The 16,350-nt window shown below is 72.8% G+C and carries 13 protein-coding genes; 1 reads left to right on the forward strand and 12 read right to left on the reverse strand.

The annotated features are described in order from the left end of the window. The 7 genes from ABZU32_RS31870 to ABZU32_RS31900 form a co-directional block, all read right to left on the reverse strand. Positions 1-1,142: serine/threonine-protein kinase (locus ABZU32_RS31870; RefSeq protein ID WP_354927915.1), on the reverse strand; the 1,142-nt coding region annotated here is incomplete at its 3' end. Beyond that, a complete protein-coding gene (locus tag ABZU32_RS31875) occupies positions 1,139-3,832 on the reverse strand; it encodes a protein kinase (protein WP_354927918.1) in 2,694 nt (897 codons plus the stop codon). The genes ABZU32_RS31875 and ABZU32_RS31870, both read right to left, overlap by 4 nt. Positions 3,833-4,311: 479 nt before the next feature. Continuing rightward, a complete protein-coding gene (locus ABZU32_RS31880) occupies positions 4,312-4,860 on the reverse strand; it encodes a YbaK/EbsC family protein (RefSeq protein WP_354927921.1) in 549 nt (182 codons plus the stop codon). Positions 4,861-4,863: 3 nt separating this feature from the next. Next, positions 4,864-6,591 (reverse strand): FAD-dependent oxidoreductase, encoded by a 1,728-nt coding sequence (locus ABZU32_RS31885; RefSeq protein WP_354927924.1) that lies wholly within the window; start codon positions 6,589-6,591, stop codon positions 4,864-4,866. A gap of 64 nt (positions 6,592-6,655) precedes the next feature. Next, on the reverse strand, positions 6,656-7,498 hold the full coding sequence (locus ABZU32_RS31890) for a M55 family metallopeptidase (RefSeq protein WP_354847209.1): 843 nt from the start codon (positions 7,496-7,498) through the stop codon (positions 6,656-6,658). Further along, on the reverse strand, positions 7,495-8,796 hold the full coding sequence (locus tag ABZU32_RS31895) for a DUF6395 domain-containing protein (protein ID WP_354927927.1): 1,302 nt from the start codon (positions 8,794-8,796) through the stop codon (positions 7,495-7,497). Before ABZU32_RS31895 ends, ABZU32_RS31890 begins: the two co-directional genes overlap by 4 nt. A gap of 106 nt (positions 8,797-8,902) precedes the next feature. Further along, on the reverse strand, positions 8,903-9,265 hold the full coding sequence (locus ABZU32_RS31900) for a hypothetical protein (protein ID WP_354847203.1): 363 nt from the start codon (positions 9,263-9,265) through the stop codon (positions 8,903-8,905). Positions 9,266-9,477: 212 nt separating this feature from the next. On the opposite strand from ABZU32_RS31900, the gene ABZU32_RS31905 reads away from it, so the two are divergent. Then, positions 9,478-10,323: a hypothetical protein gene (locus ABZU32_RS31905; protein ID WP_354927930.1), complete on the forward strand. Its 846-nt coding sequence runs from the start codon at positions 9,478-9,480 to the stop codon at positions 10,321-10,323. A gap of 147 nt (positions 10,324-10,470) precedes the next feature. Here ABZU32_RS31905 and ABZU32_RS31910 read toward each other — a convergent pair whose 3' ends face one another. The 5 genes from ABZU32_RS31910 to glgP form a co-directional block, all read right to left on the reverse strand. Continuing rightward, the gene (locus ABZU32_RS31910; RefSeq protein ID WP_354927933.1) at positions 10,471-10,827 is read right to left on the reverse strand and encodes a winged helix-turn-helix transcriptional regulator; all 357 of its coding nucleotides are present in this window, start codon (positions 10,825-10,827) and stop codon (positions 10,471-10,473) included. A gap of 10 nt (positions 10,828-10,837) precedes the next feature. Then, complete coding sequence (locus ABZU32_RS31915; RefSeq protein ID WP_354847193.1) at positions 10,838-11,416, reverse strand: NAD(P)H-dependent oxidoreductase; 579 nt, start codon at positions 11,414-11,416, stop codon at positions 10,838-10,840. A 103-nt stretch (positions 11,417-11,519) separates the two neighbouring features. After that, the gene (locus ABZU32_RS31920; protein ID WP_354928087.1) at positions 11,520-12,803 is read right to left on the reverse strand and encodes an RNA polymerase sigma factor; all 1,284 of its coding nucleotides are present in this window, start codon (positions 12,801-12,803) and stop codon (positions 11,520-11,522) included. 66 nt (positions 12,804-12,869) lie between these two features. Next, positions 12,870-13,253, reverse strand: coding sequence for a YciI family protein (locus ABZU32_RS31925; RefSeq protein ID WP_354847190.1), 384 nt, complete (start codon positions 13,251-13,253; stop codon positions 12,870-12,872). Between the two features lie 118 nt (positions 13,254-13,371). Further along, complete coding sequence (gene glgP, locus ABZU32_RS31930; protein ID WP_354847187.1) at positions 13,372-15,969, reverse strand: alpha-glucan family phosphorylase; 2,598 nt, start codon at positions 15,967-15,969, stop codon at positions 13,372-13,374. Between the last annotated feature and the right edge of the window lie 381 nt (positions 15,970-16,350).

Raw genomic sequence — 16,350 nt, forward strand, 5'->3', positions numbered from 1 at the left:
GCCGGGGCGGCGGGCGGCGGCGCCCCGGCGCGCCCGCGCCTGCGTTCGCGTTCGGGCTCGGCGTACCGGACCGGCGGCAGCAGGTCGGAGTAGCTGTCCTCGGAGGCCGGCTTGGTGCGCTTGGTCGGCGTCGTGCCGTCGGAGCGCTCGCCGGCGCCGAGAACGGCGGTGCCGTCGCCGTTCAGCACGTGCGTGGCGTCCGGCGCGCCGCCGGCCGGGCGAGCGTCGGCGTCCAGCACGCGGGTGCCGTCGGGCAGCCGGCCCTTGACCTGCGCGCCGTCCAGCCGGCGGGTGTGCCCCGGCGGCACCGCGGACTCCCGCAGGGCCGTGACGCTCGGGTCCAGCGACCTGGCCATCGCCAGCAGGCGCTGGGCGTCCGGCCGCTCGGCGGCGTTCACGGCGAAGGCCGCGCGCAGCCAGCCGCGCAGCCACGGCGGCGCCTGGTCGATGTTGGCCCGGCCCTCCATGATGTTGTAGCAGACCGACTCGAACGAGCCCGTGCCGAACGGCGGCTTGCCGGTGGCCCCGAAGAAGACGGTGGCGGCCAGGGCGTGCACGTCGGCCGCCTGGGTGATCTCGTCGTCTCTGATGATCTCGGGCGCCAGGTAGCCGGGCGTGCCGACGAACATGCCGGTCTGGGTGAGCCGGGTGGCGTTGACCAGGTGGGCGATGCCGAAGTCGATGACCAGCGGGTCCCCACCGACCAGCATGACGTTGGCCGGCTTGAAGTCGCGGTGGATGACGTCGCCGGCGTGGATGGCGATCAGCGCCTCCGACAGGCCCCGCGCCAGCCGTACGACCTCGTGCGCCGGCAGGGGACCGTCGGTCAGGACGGTCTCCTCCAGCGTCCGCCCGGGGGCGAACCGGGTGACGATGTACGGCGTCGCGCCGGTCAGCTCGGCGTCCAGGACCTCGGCCACGCGCGGGCTGCGCACCCGGCGCATGGTCTCGACCTCGCGCGTGAGCCGGTCGCGCGCCTTGAGGTCGGCCGCGACGTGCGGGTGCAGGACCTTGACGGCGACCTGCCTGCCCTCCTCGTCCAAGCCGAGGTGGACCACGCCCATCCCGCCCTCGCCGAGCCGGCGGAGCAGCCGGTACGGCCCCAATCTGTCGAGCGTCTCCGGCACGGTTTCCCCCGTCATCCTGTGTTTGTCCGAAGCTCTTGCAAGCGGCGCAGCCAGGTGTCCACGTCCACAGGACTCCAGACTGCATCGCCCATGGGCCGGACGAGCGTGGCGACCGCGTAAAGGGCCACGAGCACGGCCACGACCCCGAGTGCCAAGGTCAGCGCCGTGGCGGCGCCCTTGGCCGGGAACGCGGCGGCGAGCGTCCTGCCCAGCTGACGGCCCGGCCCCTCCACACCCGGGCCCGCGCAGATGATCCAGAGCGAGACGGCCACCCCCCAGCTCAGGGCGGTGCCCGGGGGGATGCTGTCGACCAGGAAGGTGAGCACCAGCGTCACGGGCACGCCCAGAATGAGGGCGTAAGGCAGCAGGGCCAGCGTGACGCCGGCCGACTTCACCAGCGCCCCCGGCCGGCCGAGCACGCGCAGCACGTCACCGGCGGCGGCCGCGGCGGGCCGCCGGGACGCGAACGCCGGCTGGGCGATGTCGGCGGCCCTGAGCAGCACGGCGACCGGGACCACCAGCACCGTCACCACGACCGGCAGCACGACGGCCGCGCCGACCGCGATGATCAGCGCGAGCACGCCCGCCACGGTGTACACCGCGGAGCGGGGCGTGCCGTCGACGCCGATGCCCTGCCGGCCGAAGTCGGGCGTGGCCTCGGGCGGCAGGTGGACGGTCGGCACGTAGGGCGCGGGCGCCGACTGGGCCTGCGCCGGGTGGCGGATGTGCGGCGTCTGCTCGAAGAGCTCGGGAGACTGCTCGAACAGGGCCTGGTGGTAGGGCCTCCCGCCGGTCGGGTCGTGGCCGCCGGGACCCGGGTGGCCGGGCGAGGCGTGCCCGCCTGGCACGGCGAACCCGGAAGACCCCTGGCCACCGTGGCCGCCGTGCATGCCCTGACCACCCTGGGCGCCGTGAGTGCCCTGACCGCCGTGACCACCGTGGGCTCCCTGACCGCCCTGGACGCCCGGCGCCGGGAAGCCCGGCGCTCCCCGGGAACCGGCGGCCGAGCCGTGGCGTGCCTGGGGACCGTGCGAACCGGCGCCAGGGGATGCCTGCGAGCCGGTGGACCCGGGCAGCGGGACCGCTCCGGGAAGGGCCGAGACCCCGGGCGTGGCGCCCGGCTCGGCGCGGTAGGTCTTGGCCTTGGCGTCGAGGTCGCCGAGCTCGTCGGGACGCACCCGCCTGGTGGGCACCTCACCCTGGTCGAGCGGCGCGGGACGACCGCCCTCCCACGGGCGGGACCCCGACGGCGGAGCGTACCGGGTGGGGATCTCGCCCTCGCCGTGGCCGCCACTCGCCGGGGACGGCCCGCCGCCGGGAACCTGGGACCCACCGCCGGAGGGCCCGGCGCCCGGCGCGGCGGCGCCGCGGTCGAAGGCGATGCCGGCCTGGCGCAGCTCTTCCCCGGTCACCCGCACGGTCGGCCATGGGTCGCCCACGGCGGGGGCCTGCGGCGCGTCGCCGAGCAGCGAGACGAACTCCTCGGCGGGGGCGCCGCCGGGGCGGGCCTGCCCCGCGCCGGGACGCGACCCGGCGGCGCCGGTGCGCGGGTCGGCGGCCGTGCGCGGGTCGGCGGCGGGGAACCCGGCGTACGGCGTGGCCACGCCGGGCGGCGCCTCGGGCGGGACCGTGCCAGGACGGGCCCCGGAGGCCGCCGCGGCCGGAGAGGCCTCGGGGGCGCCGGTGCGCGCGCCCGACGCCGCGCCGGGCACGACGCCCGGTACCACACCAGGCAGCGCGCCGGGTGGGACCGCGCCGAGGCGCGGGTCGGCGGACGGCGAGCGCCCTGCCGCCGGCGGCTCGGCGGGGAGCGGTTCCGGGTGGGACAGCGAGGTGCCGGTAACCGGCATGCCGGACATATCGGGAACGGTGCGGATGTCGTCGGGCACCCGCGCGCGTCCCTGCGGCGCACGCGGCGGCACCAGGCGCGAGAGCTGCGCGGCGAGCTCGGCGGCCTTCGGCCGCTTGGCCGGGTCGCGGTTGAAGGCGGCGCGCAGCAGGGGACGGACAACGGCCGGGGCCGCCTCGACGTTGGCCCGCCCGGCGGTGATGTTGTAGAAGACCATCTCCAGCGTGCCCTTGCCGAACGGCGGCGCGCCCGTGGCGGCGTACAGCATCGTTCCGGCCCACGCGTGGACGTCGACCTCCGGACCCGCCTCGTGGCCCTCGATGATCTCGGGCGCGAGGTAGCCCGGGGTGCCGATGAACATGCCCGTCTGGGTGAGCCGGGTGGCGTCGACGGCCTGGGCGATGCCGAAGTCGATGAGAACGGGCTCGCCGTCGAGCATGAGCACGTTGCCGGGCTTGAGGTCGCGGTGGATGACGCCGGCGGCGTGCACGGCCGTGAGCGCCTCGGCCACGCCCTGGGCCAGCCTCAGCAGCGGGCCGACCTCCAGCGGGCCGTCCTGCTTGACCGTGTCGTCCAGGGGCCTGCCCGGCACGTAACGCGTCACGATGTAGGGACGGCTGCCGGTCACGTCGGCGTCGAGCACCTCGGCGATGTGGCTGCTGCGCACCCGCCGCATGGTCTCGACCTCGCGCGCGAGCCTGCGGCGCGCGACGTCGTCCCCGGTGACCTCGGCGCGGAGCACCTTGACGGCGACCTGCCTGCCCTGGGAGTCGAGCGCGAGATGCACCACGCCCATGCCGCCTTCGCCGAGCCGCCGGAGCAGCCGGTAGGGGCCCAATCGGTCGTCATGATTCATCTGATCTCCGGCGGTGCCCCGGCAGTGGTGACCGGAGGGAAGCGCCTTGCTCCAATTGTCACGGTTCGCTCACTTTGTGCAATGCCCATACCGAAAAAGTCCGGCCGGCGAATCATGGCATGCCACACCGACGGATCCGCGCGGCGCGAACCCGCGCGCCATCGCGGCTGGCAACCCCCGTCGCCGGCCGGGCGGCCGGCGGTCTCGGGGAGGCGCCCGCCGGACTCTTCCTTGAGCCCGGCGCGGAGACCAGAGCGCTGCGCGCGCTCGCGGCCGTTGACGGCACGTAGCACCATACCGGCTTAAACCCCGCCCATGAGAGGAACCAAGAGGCCACATTCCCGGTAGTACAACGGCTGAACCGGACCCAAGGGTTTCCAAAATCGGGAAACTCCTGCGACCCGTGTGCGCCGGAGCGATCACTGTGCGCGTCATGGCGGGGTGTGCGCGCGCCGCACGAGGACCCCGGCGCCCGCAGGTCACTGGGCGAGCGCGACCACCTCGGCGGTCTTGAGTCGGGCCAGCGCCTCGCCCGAGAGCGCCAGCTTGGAGCCCCTGATGCCGCTGCCGATGACCAGCAGCGGACGCCGCGCGACCTCGGCGTCCACCAGGACGGGCCAGTCGTCGGGCAGGCCGAGCGGCGTGATGCCGCCGTACTCCATGCCCGACAGCGCCACGGCCTCCTGCTGCGGGGCGAAGGACGTCTTGCGGGCGTCCAGATGGCGGCGCACGACGCCGTTCACGTCGGCGCGCATCGTCGCCAGCACCATCACCGCCGCGTACCGCGTCTCACCTCCGCGCTTGGCCGCGACGATCACGCAGTTCGCCGACTCCTCCGGCGCCACGCCGTACCGCTCGCAGAACGCGGCGGTGTCGGCCAGCGCCGGGTCGATGGGCGCCACCGACACCTCACCGGCCACCCCGGAGGCCATCTCGGAGGTCATGGCCCCGATGGCGCGCGCGACCGGATCGGCGAGCAGATCGGGCCGGTCGCCGGCGGGCACCCATTCGAGCGTGCCCAGTTTCATGGGTCATGCCTCCTTCAGGACGCGGTGATGGAGTTCGGTCACCACCTTACGGGCGGACTCAAAGGCTCCCGCCTGCCAGGCGATCAGATGGGTGAGCCAGTCCCCGGCGAAGTACACCCGCCCGGCGGGACGCAGCAGCGCCCGCTGCCCCGAAGGCGAGGACCAGCGGACCCACGCGCCCTCGATGTGCGGCTGCCGCCCCCAGGAGACCGACACGCTGGACAGCAGGTCCTGACCGTACTTGCGGCCGTGGATCTTGCGACCTTGGGTGAGAGCCCTGCGCAGGCGCTCCCGATGGGTCAGCGCACTGTAGACGTCGGCGTCGGCGCCGGTGTTGTAGTAGCCCACCACCAGCCCGCGCCGCTCGTGGAACCCGTGGGAGGGGTACCAGATGTGGCCGACGTCCAGGTCGGTCTCGGTGGCGCCGCCGTACACGCGGTCCTCGATCTCCCACCAGCGCCGGCCGTACTCCAGGCCGAGCTTGCCCGCCGCCATCGGCACCGCGCCGGTCAGGGCCGTCTTGACCTCCGCGCCGAGGTTGCCGGGGATGCGGGCCAGCACGTGCGGCGGCAGCGCCGCGACGCAGTACTGCGCCCGCAGCGGCGCGCCGCCCTCCACCGCGACCTCGACGCCGTCGGGGGTGTTGGTGATGCGGGTGACCCGGACGCCGGTCCTGATGCGCGCCGCCCCGACCCGCCCGGCCAGCGCGCGGACGATCGCGTCCATGCCGCCCACCGGCTGGAACATCGGCATGGCCTGCTCGTATCCGGCGTCCATCGTCAGGACGCGGCCGAGCCCCTGGCTCAGCACCTCGGTCAGCGCGGGGACGGCGCCCAGCTCGGCGCCCGGCCCCACCCCAGGGTTGACCCGGAAGCCGCGGCGCTCGCCCCCGGTGTAGGCGTGCGAGGGGCCGATGTCCCCGAAATGGGAGAGGAAGTCCAGCAGCCGCTCCTTGTCGGCGCGGGTGAGCCGGGCGTCCAGCGCGCCGGCGTCGGTCGCCTTGGCCAGCAGCTCGGAGATGTACCCGTAGGCGTCGGCACGGGCCGTGCGGGCGCGGACGGGCGCCTTCATGCCGTCGGTCAGGACGTAGGCGGCGGAGTTGGTGTTGACGAACACCTCCAGCGGGACGCCCAGCTCGCGGCAGTAGTCGAGCGTGACCATCCACTGCGCGATGCGCGCGGGACCGGCGTTGAAGTACGTGCCCTCCCCGAACCCCACCCGCTGGAGTTCCCCGGCCTGCCCCGCTCCCCCCTGGAGCGGCAGCTCGGCGACGGTGTCGCCGCCGCGCAGGGTCAGGCTGCGCCCGCCCACCCGGTCGCGGGCCTCCAGCACCGTGCACTCGTACCCGGCCTTGCCCAGCTCGTACGCGCAGGCCAGGCCGGCGACGCCCGCGCCCAGCACCAGCACCGACGCCGGGCGGCCGCCGCGTAACGCGAAGTCCGAGCGCTGCGGCGGGACGTACGGCGACGGCGCGGCGGACCCGCCGGCCAAGGGCACGGGGGCCGTCTCCTTGGACGGGGCCAGGCCGAGCACGCCCATGGCGGCGTACATGGCTCCCGCTCCGCCCGCGGCGCCGATGCCGACCAGCAGCGACCGCCGCGTCAGGCCGTCCCCGCCCCGCGACTCCGGTGACCCGCCGTCCCGCGACCCCGACGGCCCGCCGTCCCGCGGCCCAGGTGGCAGGCCGTCCCGCGACCCCGACGGCACGCCGCCTCGCGGTCCAGGTGACACGCCGTCACCGTGTCCCGGCGGCCCGTCCTCCTGTGGCCGCGGTGACCCGTCTTCGCCCACCGGCTCAGCCGTACACGCCGCTGCCGCAGGCCACCTGGCCCGCGATCATGGCGAAGATGCCGAGCAGCGCCATGATGTCCCGAAAGTCCTCCGTGGTGAACTCGGTGTGCCGGGGGCCGGCCGCGCGCACGCCGGGAATGAGCGAGCAGCCGGCGGCGATGGCCGTGGAGTTCCACTCGACGCCGAGGGTGTACGGCGAATCCACCACGTGCGGGCGGAAGTCGCTCAGCCGGTTCAGGGCCCGCGCGGTGGCCTCCCGGATCAGCGCCTGGGCGACGCTGGGCGGCAGCAGCTCGGCGGCGAACCTGTCCACGCCCTTCTTGACCGCGACCGTCTCGACGTCGCCGAGCAGCTCGCGCGCCTCGGCGCAGACCGCCTCGTCCCCGGTGACCAGTGCCACCGGCACGCCGAGGAACCCGGCGAACCCGGCCACCAGCCGCGTCTCGCCGCACACCTCGCCGTTGAGGTAGACGTTCTGGATCTCCTTGCCCATCCAGGTGTGGTTGAGCACGCCGTGCTGGACGCCGGCGCGGGCGTGGTAGCCGGCGAAGCAGGCGGCCTGGAAGTCGGCGGTCAGCCCCTGGGCCATGCGCATCGGCTTGCCCGGGCCGCGGAGCAGCGTGGCCCGCGGGTCCAGCAGGTCCACCCGGAGGTTCTTGGTCGAGCCGTGGGCGTCGTTCACGGTCACCGCCGTCGCGCCCGCCTCGTGGGCGCCGGCGATCACCGCGTTGGCGTCCGCGGTCATCAGCTCGCAGCCGCGTTCGTAGCCGCGGCCTCCGGCGTGCATCTCCTCGGGGTCGGTGAGCCCGGTCACGCCTTCCATGTCGACCGACACGTAGACCTTCATCGCCCTCCCCAGCTCTCTACCCGCTTGACGTCGTCCGCGTCCATGAAACCGAAGTCACGCTCCATGACGGCCGCGATCGCTCCGCGCCAGCGCGCGGGGATCTCCTCGACGGCCGGAGGGTAGCACCGCTCCAGCCAGGCGGTGGACTCGGGTGTGGCCCTGAGATATCCGGCCGCGCGGGCGAAAGGCGTGTCGTCGATGTTCGGGATGTGCGCGCACCCGTACTCGATCATCTCCTGGCCGCCGTACGGCGGGGGCTGCTGCCACTTGCGCGCCACCGGCCGGTCGGCGGTGATCGCCGTACTCATCGGACGGCGCTCGATCGCGGCCTGGATCAGCTCCTTGTACAGGCACTTCCCGCACCGCCCGCACGGGCCCGCGCCGTCGCCGCGCAGGCACCAGCGCACCTGGTCGCGCAGCTCGGAGCCCAGCGCGACGCGCATCGTCATCGCCTCGCTGATGCCGCCGACCGGCAGGACCAGCGGCAGGCCCGCGGCGGCGAACAGCCGGCCCCACGGGCCGTGGCCGGACCACATCGGGTTGTCCGGGGTGTACCGGTGCACGTACCGGCCACCGCCCAGCCACCGGGACCCGATCTCGTAGCCCAGGGCGACGCCGCCGAGGTCCATGGCGTCGGCCAGCAGGACGGCGCCCGCCATCACGGCATGGTGCTCGGGGTAACCCGGGCGGGGCGAGCGCAGCAGGAACTCCAGGTCGGACTCGACGATCGTCACGTCCCTGCCGGTGTCGTTCGCCAGCGCGGCCAGTACGTCCGACCGGTAGTGCGTCCAGCGGTTCGGGACGCGGGGATGGCCGACCCTGCGGAAGTGGATCAGGGGCGCGTCCGGCAGGATCGCGGCCACGGCCGCCGAGTCGGCGCCCCCGCTGTAGGAGATCGCCAGCCGGTCACCGGCCGCACGCGGCGGCCCCCCGCCCACCGGCCCGGCCTCGACGCCCCAGCCGCTCTCGAACGCCGCCGCCAGCTCGGCCGAGATCGGCCGGTCGAACACCACTCTGCGCCGCGTCCACGGCGCCACCACCGTCCACGCGGCCAGCGCCAGCAGATCGGGATGCACCTCCCCCGGCGGCGTTCCCGCGCCGGACGAACCCGCTCCCGACGACCCGGCCCCGGACGGGCCCGCGTCGCCCGCGCGGGCTGGAAGGCGCACATGGCAGGTGTCGGTCGCCAGCTCCACCGGGTGCCCGTCGGTGACCGTCCCCGCGAGGTCCTCGCCGGCGTCCAGCCGCATGCGCAGCCGCCACAGTCCCCCGTCCAGGGCCGTCCACGCGACCCTCACGACGCCACCTCACCGCTCCCCAGGCCCGCGTCCGGGACCGTACAGGCACTCCTCACGATGCCGCCTCGCTTCCCGGGCCCCCGTCCGGGGCCGTCCAGGCGCCCCTTCACGATGCCGCCTCGCCGCTCCTCAGGCCGTCCACGGCCTGCCAGAGCCGGACCTCCTCCTGCAGCAGGTGGTCGACGGCCGAGGCGGTCTCGGTGGCCAGCCGGTGGGCGTCCTCGACCTTCGCGGTCAGGGCCGCGCCCGGCGTCCCCGCCGTCGTGGCGGCGCGCTTGACCTCGCGGCGGAGCTGCTCGACCTCGCGCCGCAGCCCTTCCATCTCCCTCTTGAGCGCCTGGACCTCCCACAGGGCGTCCCGGACGTCCTGCCGGTGGTCGGCCCGCGTCACATAACGGGCATCCAACCGGCCGACCACGGCGCGCCGGAGCCGCAGCGGCGCCAGGACACGCATCACGAACCCAGCCATGACCGGTCACCTTAACGGCAAAGCCTGATCTACCCGAATCCCATAGATGACCGTTACATCACGTTTCCTGACAACCCACGCTGACTCGGCACCCAGGCGTCCGACACGCCCCAGAAGCCACCGCACAACAGATCAACAGCGTCATCACGCACCGCACTTGACTGATAGCATTCCGTGACGTGCCCTCGCTTATACATGACACTCTCAATCTGATGTTCCGTGACCGGCCGCAGTTCGCGCTGGAGATCCTGCGCGATCAATTCGGCGTCGACGTGCCGAACAGCGCGTCGGCGTATCTGGCGCCCGGCGACTTCAACGACCGTCCCTCACGCGACTCCCAAGCCGACACGGTGATCCTCGTGGGGCCGCCGCGAGACCCCACACACGGCGTCATCGTGGAGATCCAACAGGAGGTCGAAGAATCCAAACGCCGCGGCCTGGCCCGCTACGCGGCGGCCCTGTGGCTCCAGCTCGACTGCCCGGTCACCGTTCTGGTGATCTGCAACAAGGCGAAGGTCGCCCGCTGGATGGCCCGGCCGATCACCACCAGCCTCGACGCCTACGAGCTCACGCCCAAGGTGTTCGGCCCCGACCTCACTCCCGTCATCACCGATGCCAAGCAGGCGCGGGAGCATCCGGAGCTGGCGGCGCTCTCGGTGATGGTGCACGGCGAACAGCCGCTCGTCGCGTCGGCCTTCATGACCGCGCTGGAGAACGTCGACCCCGAACACGCTCCGCAATACTATGAATACGCACACCGACTGGCCTCTGAGGCCGTGCGGCGCACCCTGGAGGAGATCATGAAGGACACCACCTGGCCCGTCTACAGCCCCTTCGCCAAAGAGCACTACGGCAAGGGCCTCGAAGCGGGCAAAAAGGAAGCACGGGTCGAAGAGAGGGGCAACGCGGTGCTGACCATTCTCACGGCTCGCGGTGTCCACGTCTCCGACGACGTCCGGGAGCGCATCACCGCCTGCACCGACCTCACCGAGCTCAACACCTGGATGCTGCGCAGCGCCACTGCCACCACCACGGACGAACTGTTCACCGACGACTGAGCGTTGTACCGAGCGTTCCGGCCCTTGTGCCCGGCCTCCCGATCGAGTCGTCGTGGTCGTCCGCCGGGCGCGTGAGCGCCGCGGGGGTGCAGGCAGGGCCGTCCCCGGGGCGGTGGTGCCGAGGTCACCGCCCTGCCTGACCCGGCGTCACTCCTCGGCGGGCGGGCCGTCGGCGGAGGGCAGCGGGATCCATTTGTGGGACCAGGCGATCATGGCTTCGAGCACCGGGGCCAGGTCGCGGCCCTTCTCGGTGAGGTGGTACTCGACCTGCACCGGAGTGGTCGGCAGGACCATGCGCTCGACCAGGCCCTCGGCCTCCAGGGTGCGCAGCCGGGCGGCCAGCATGGTGTCGCTGATCCCGGGCACCGCCTCTCTGATCTGGGCGTACCGGCTGTGGCCGGTGAAGATGACCCGGAGGACGGCGCCGGTCCAGCGGGCGCCGATCAGTTCGACGGCGATGTGGAACCGTGCGCAGACCTTGTGGATCTCGGTCGTGGCCGTCATGGTTGGCTCCTCATGCGGGCAGACTCTCGCGGAGCGGCCGCAGGGCGTCGCTCACGCGCCTCAACTCGTCGAACATGGCCTTCGCCGAGGAGACCATGAGGTCGTTCGGGGAGAGGCTACCGTCCTCGCCCACGAACTGCTGGACGAAGGGGATCGCGACCGCTTCGACCACGGGCGTCATCTTGAGGGTCGTGACGACCTGCTTGATCATCTGAGCGGCGCGGAGCCCGCCGGAGACCCCTCCGTAGCTGACGATGCCGACCGGCTTGTAGGCCCACTCGTGGAACAGGTAGTCGATGGCGTTCTTCAGCGGGGCGCTGTAGCCGTAGTTGTACTCCGGCATGACGAAGACGAAGGCGTCGGCCCCGTCCACCTTGGCGCTCCAGTCCAAGGTGTGCTGGTTGAGGTAGTTGCGCAGCCTCGGGTGGTGCGGCTCGTCCATGAAGGGCAGGCCCAGCTCGGCGAGGTCGACCACCTCCACCTCGTCGAACGCGCCCTGCGCCCTGGCCTCCTGCTCGATCCACCGCGCCACGGGTATCCCCGCGCGGTTGGGCCGGGTGCTCGCCACCAGAATCTGCAACTTCGCCATGACCATCTCCTCACCAGCGGGCTCGGACCTCTCAGACCTTGCCCGCCGCCGCATTCGGCTAAGCATTTCTTAGCCGCTACGGTTAACTGAGCACCTCACCTCCTTATTCCGGATCCGCTGAAGAGCCATCGATCCCCCGCGCTCCGTGCAACGAGCCGTGCTCGGTCGCGGCGGCGGCGCGTTCCATGAGCAGGGTGCGCTCACGGGTCGTCGGCGCCAGGCCCGCCGCCCGTTCGAGCTCCTCGGCCGCCTCGGCCGACCGGCCGAGGCGCAGCAGGACGTCGCCGCGCACGGCGCCGAGCAGGTGGTAACGCGCCATCCGCGCATCCTGCCGGACGGCGTCGAGCGCCTTCAGCGCCACCTCGGGCCCGTCCGCGTGCAGCAGCGCGACCGCGCGGTTGAGCTCCACCACGGGCGAGGGGGCGAGCTGGGCGAGAGCGTCGTACAGCGCGACGACGGCCTCCCAGTCGGTCTCCTCGAACCGCCGGGAGCGGGCGTGGCAGGCGGCGATGGCCGCCTGCAGGGTGTAGGGCCCGAGCGCGCCGCCGGCCGTCTTGGCGCGGGAGAGCGAGGCCAGCCCGTGCGCCACCAGCGTCCGGTCCCATCGGAAGCGATCCTGGTGCTGGAGCGGCACCGGCTCGCCGTGCGGGCCGGTGCGGGCACGGAAGCGGGAGGCCTGCAGTTCCATCAACGCCACCAGTCCGTGCACCTCAGGCTCGCGCGGCAATAGGCCGGCCAGGATGCGGCCGAGGCGCATGGCCTCCTCCGCGAGGTCCCTGCGGACCCACTCCTCACCCGACGTGCCCGAGTAGCCCTCGTTGAAGATGAGGTAGACGACCTCCAGAACGGCCGACAGCCGGGCCGGCAGTTCGTCGTCGCCGGGCACCTCGAACGGCACCCGCGCCTCGGTCAGCGTGCGCTTCGCACGGGTGATCCGCTGCCCCATGGTCGCGGCCGGGGCCAGGAACGCGCGGGCGACCTCCTCGGTGCTGAGCCCGCCGACCAGGCGCAGCGCCAGCGCCGCGCGCGACTCGCGGGACAGGACCGGGTGGCAGGCGACGAAGACCAGCGACAACAGTTCGGCGTCCGCGGCCCCGCCGGGCGGCGGAGCAGGAGCCAGGAGGTCGGCCGCGACCTGGGCGTACTTCTGGTCCCGCACCCGCTCGCGCCGGATGAGGTCGATCGCCCGGCGTCTGGCCGTGGTGGTCAGCCAGGCGCCCGGGTTGTCCGGGACGCCCAGCCGCGGCCACTGTTCCAGGGCGCACGCGAACGCCTCCTGGGCGATGTCCTCGGCCAGCCCGACGTCCCGTACCACCCTGGCGAGATGGGCCACCAGGCGCGCGGACTCCATGCGCCACACCGCCTCGACCGTGCGCCGGGCGTCCATCACGACCCTTCCCCGAGCGAGCGCCGCGCGTGCACCGCGTCCCTCCCCGGACTCCGGCCGGCGTCCTCAGCCCCGCGTCTCCGCGGCCGGGAAGTCCTCCTCGTCGTAGTACGGGCGCACCTCCAGGACCTCCCGCCTGCCGCTGCCGGGGTCGCTCGGGCACTGCCGGGCCCACTCGACGGCCTCCTCCAGGGAGCTGACCTGCCAGACCCAGTAGCCGACGATGATCTCCTTGGATTCGGTGAACGGACCGTCCACCACCGAGGTCGTGCCGCCCTCGAAGACGACCTGCGCCCCGTCGGAACTCGGCCGCAGGCCCCCGCCGTCGAGCATGATGCCCGCCTTCACGAGCTTCTCGTTGTAGGCGCCCATCTCCGCCATCATCTCCGGCGTCGGAACGATCGCGCTCTCGTCCGCTCCGCTCACCTTGATCATGACCATGACCCTCATGACTTCTCCTCCGTCGGCCGCCGCCCGGCCGTCGTGCCGGGCGGGCTTCTCACATGGACGTCGAACGGGCGAGCGGCCTTTTCTACATGAACGGAGAATTCGGCGCGAACAAATCGCCTCAGCGGAGGGTGCCGCTGGTCATGCCGGCGGGTTCCTCCGGGACGGCGATGAGGCCGAGCTCCGCCGGAGAGGACATCAGCGGGTGGGAGGGGACGACCCGGACGGTGTAGCCGAACGCGCCGGTGCGGTCGAGGGGGACCACGCCGGTGTAGGCGGCCTTGCCGTCGTCGCCGACCGGCCCGGCGGTGAGGGGGATGTACGACGGCGCGAGGAGCTGGTCGTGCACGCCGACCTTGCCGTAGGCCGCCTCGACGCTGACGTCGTCCGGGGACAGATCGCCCAGGGCGATGGTGGCGCGCACCTCCATCGACGCGCCCAGCTCGGGGGTGTCCCCGATGCCCGACGCCTCGATGTGCTCCACGCGCACGCCCGGCCAGGCGCGGGTGACGCGCAGCTTCCAGGCCGCGAACTCGCGGGCCTTGGCGTGCTCGCCCTTGGACAGCTCGCGGGCCGACCCGGCCGCCGGGGTGTAGAGGTCGACGACGTAGTCGCGCAGCATGCGCCCGGCCAAGACCTTCGGGCCCAGGGAGCTGAGGGTGTGCTTGACCATGTCGAGCCAGCGGCGCGGGTGGGAGTCGCCGGCCCGGTCGTAGAAGCGGTCGGCCACCTCGCGCTCGATGAGGTCGTACAGCGCGCCGGCCTCCAGCTCGTCGCGGCGGTCGTGGTCCTCGACGCCGTCGGCGGTCGGGATCGCCCAGCCGTTGAGGCCGTCGAACCACTCGTCCCACCAGCCGTCCCTGATGGACAGGTTCAGGCCGCCGTTGAGCGCGGCCTTCATCCCGCTGGTGCCGCAGGCCTCCAGGGGGCGCAGCGGGTTGTTCATCCACACGTCGCAGCCCTGGACCATGAGCTGCCCGAGCGCCATGTCGTAGTCGGGCAGGAAGACGATGCGGTGGCGCACGTCCTCGCGGTCGGCGAACTTGACGATCTGCTGGATGAGCCTCTTGCCGCCCTCGTCGGCGGGGTGCGCCTTGCCGGCGATGACGATCTGGACGGGCTTTTCCGGGTCCAGCAGCAGCTGCTTGAGCCGGTCGGCGTCCTTGAGCATGAGGGTGAGCCGCTTGTAGGACGGCACCCGGCGGGCGAAGCCGAAGGTCAGCACGTCCGGGTCCAGGGCCTCGTCGATCCACCCGAGCTCCGCGGTGGAGGCGCCGCGGGCGCGCCAGGAGGCGCGGAGCCGCTCGCGGGCGGCCTCGACGAGCCGGCGGCGGAGCCGGCCGCGGATGGCCCAGATGTCCTCGTCGGAGAGCTTCTGGACGCCCTCCCATCCCTGGGCGATCTCGACCAGCGAGGGCAGTTCCTTGCCGGCCAGCTCCATCACCTCGCGCGCGACCCACGTGGGGGCGTGCACGCCGTTGGTGATCGAGCCGATGGGGACGTCGTCGAGGTCGAACCCCGGCCACAGACCCTGGAACATGCCGCGGCTGACGTCGCCGTGCAGCTCGGAGACGCCGTTGACCCGCTGCGCGAGCCGCATGCCCATGACGGCCATGTTGAAGACCTGCTCGCCGCCCTCGGGGCCGTCGGGCTCGGCGCCGAGCGCGAGGATGCGCTCGACCGGCACGGTCGGCCAGGCGTTGTCGCCGCCGAACTGCTTGCCGATCATGTCGGCGGGGAACCGGTCGATGCCGGCGGGCACCGGCGTGTGCGTGGTGAACACGGTGCCGGCGCGGACGGCCTCCAGCGCCTCGTCGAACGACAGCCGGTGCTCGGTGAGCTCGCGGATGCGCTCGAGGCCGAGGAACCCGGCGTGGCCCTCGTTGGTGTGGAAGACCTCCGGCGCGGGGTGGCCGGTGACGCGGCAGTACGCGCGCAGCGCCCGCACGCCGCCGATGCCGAGCAGCAGCTCCTGCATCAGTCGGTGGTCGGTGCCGCCGCCGTACAGCCGGTCGGTGACGTCGCGGGCGGCGTTGTCGTTCTCGGCCACGTCGGAGTCGAGCAGCAGCAGCGGGACGCGCCCGACCTGGGCGACCCAGATCTGCGCGTGCAGCGCGCGGCCCTCGGGCAGCGGGATGACGACGCGGGCGGGCGTGCCGTCCTCCTCCTTCAGCAGGCTGAGGGGCAGGCCGCCGGGGTCCAGGCTCGGGTAGTGCTCCTGCTGCCAGCCCTCGGCGGACAGGGACTGGGTGAAGTAGCCGTGCCGGTAGAGGAGCCCGACGCCCAGGATGGGCACGCCCAGGTCGCTGGCGGCCTTCAGGTGGTCGCCGGCCAGGATGCCGAGACCCCCTGAGTACTGCGGGAGCGCGGCGGCGATGCCGTACTCGGGCGAGAAGTACCCGATGGCCGCCGGGGCGTCCGGCAGAGTCTGGTACCACCGGGGCGCGGTCATGTACTCGCGCAGGTCGTCGGCGGCGTCGGCCAGCTTGCGGAGGAACCTGCGATCACGGGCCAGCTCGGCCAGCCGGTCAGCCTCCACCGCTCCGAGCAGCGCGACCGGGTCGTGCCCGACGCGTTGCCAGGTGTCGGGGTCCACCTCGGCGAACAGGTCCATGGTCTCGGGATGCCATGACCAGCGCAGGTTGTGGACGAGCTCGCCGAGTGCGGCGAGCTCCGCGGGAAGAACGGTACGGACGGTGAATCTGCGGATTGCTCTCACTGGCCAGACCCTAGTTACTCAGCGCCACGACGCGCGACCGGAACACTCTTGTGCGCCTACCAGATCTCATGCGTTTCTGCTCTCACCGCTACCCAAGCGGCTCAAACCTCACTAAAGCCGACTCGTCACAGTGATCTCAACTTGATCATGTCTTGATCATGTACGACCGATGACCGAAGGCCGAGACCAGGCCCGACAGCGGGAGACACAAGCCCCCCAAGTATCCCCTGACTTCCCTCAAGCAGGCTTGAAGCGCGACTATGGGGGCAGTCCCATGTAAGAGCCACACCACCGCCTGCCAGCCCCGGGACGACGGTCGTCGTCTCGGGGTGTGATCCATCATGCCCGCCCATAGCCGGCGTCCGCCGGCGACGACCGAAA

The organism is Sphaerisporangium sp. NPDC005288, from assembly GCF_040607475.1.
GTDB lineage: Bacteria > Actinomycetota > Actinomycetes > Streptosporangiales > Streptosporangiaceae > Sphaerisporangium > Sphaerisporangium rhizosphaerae.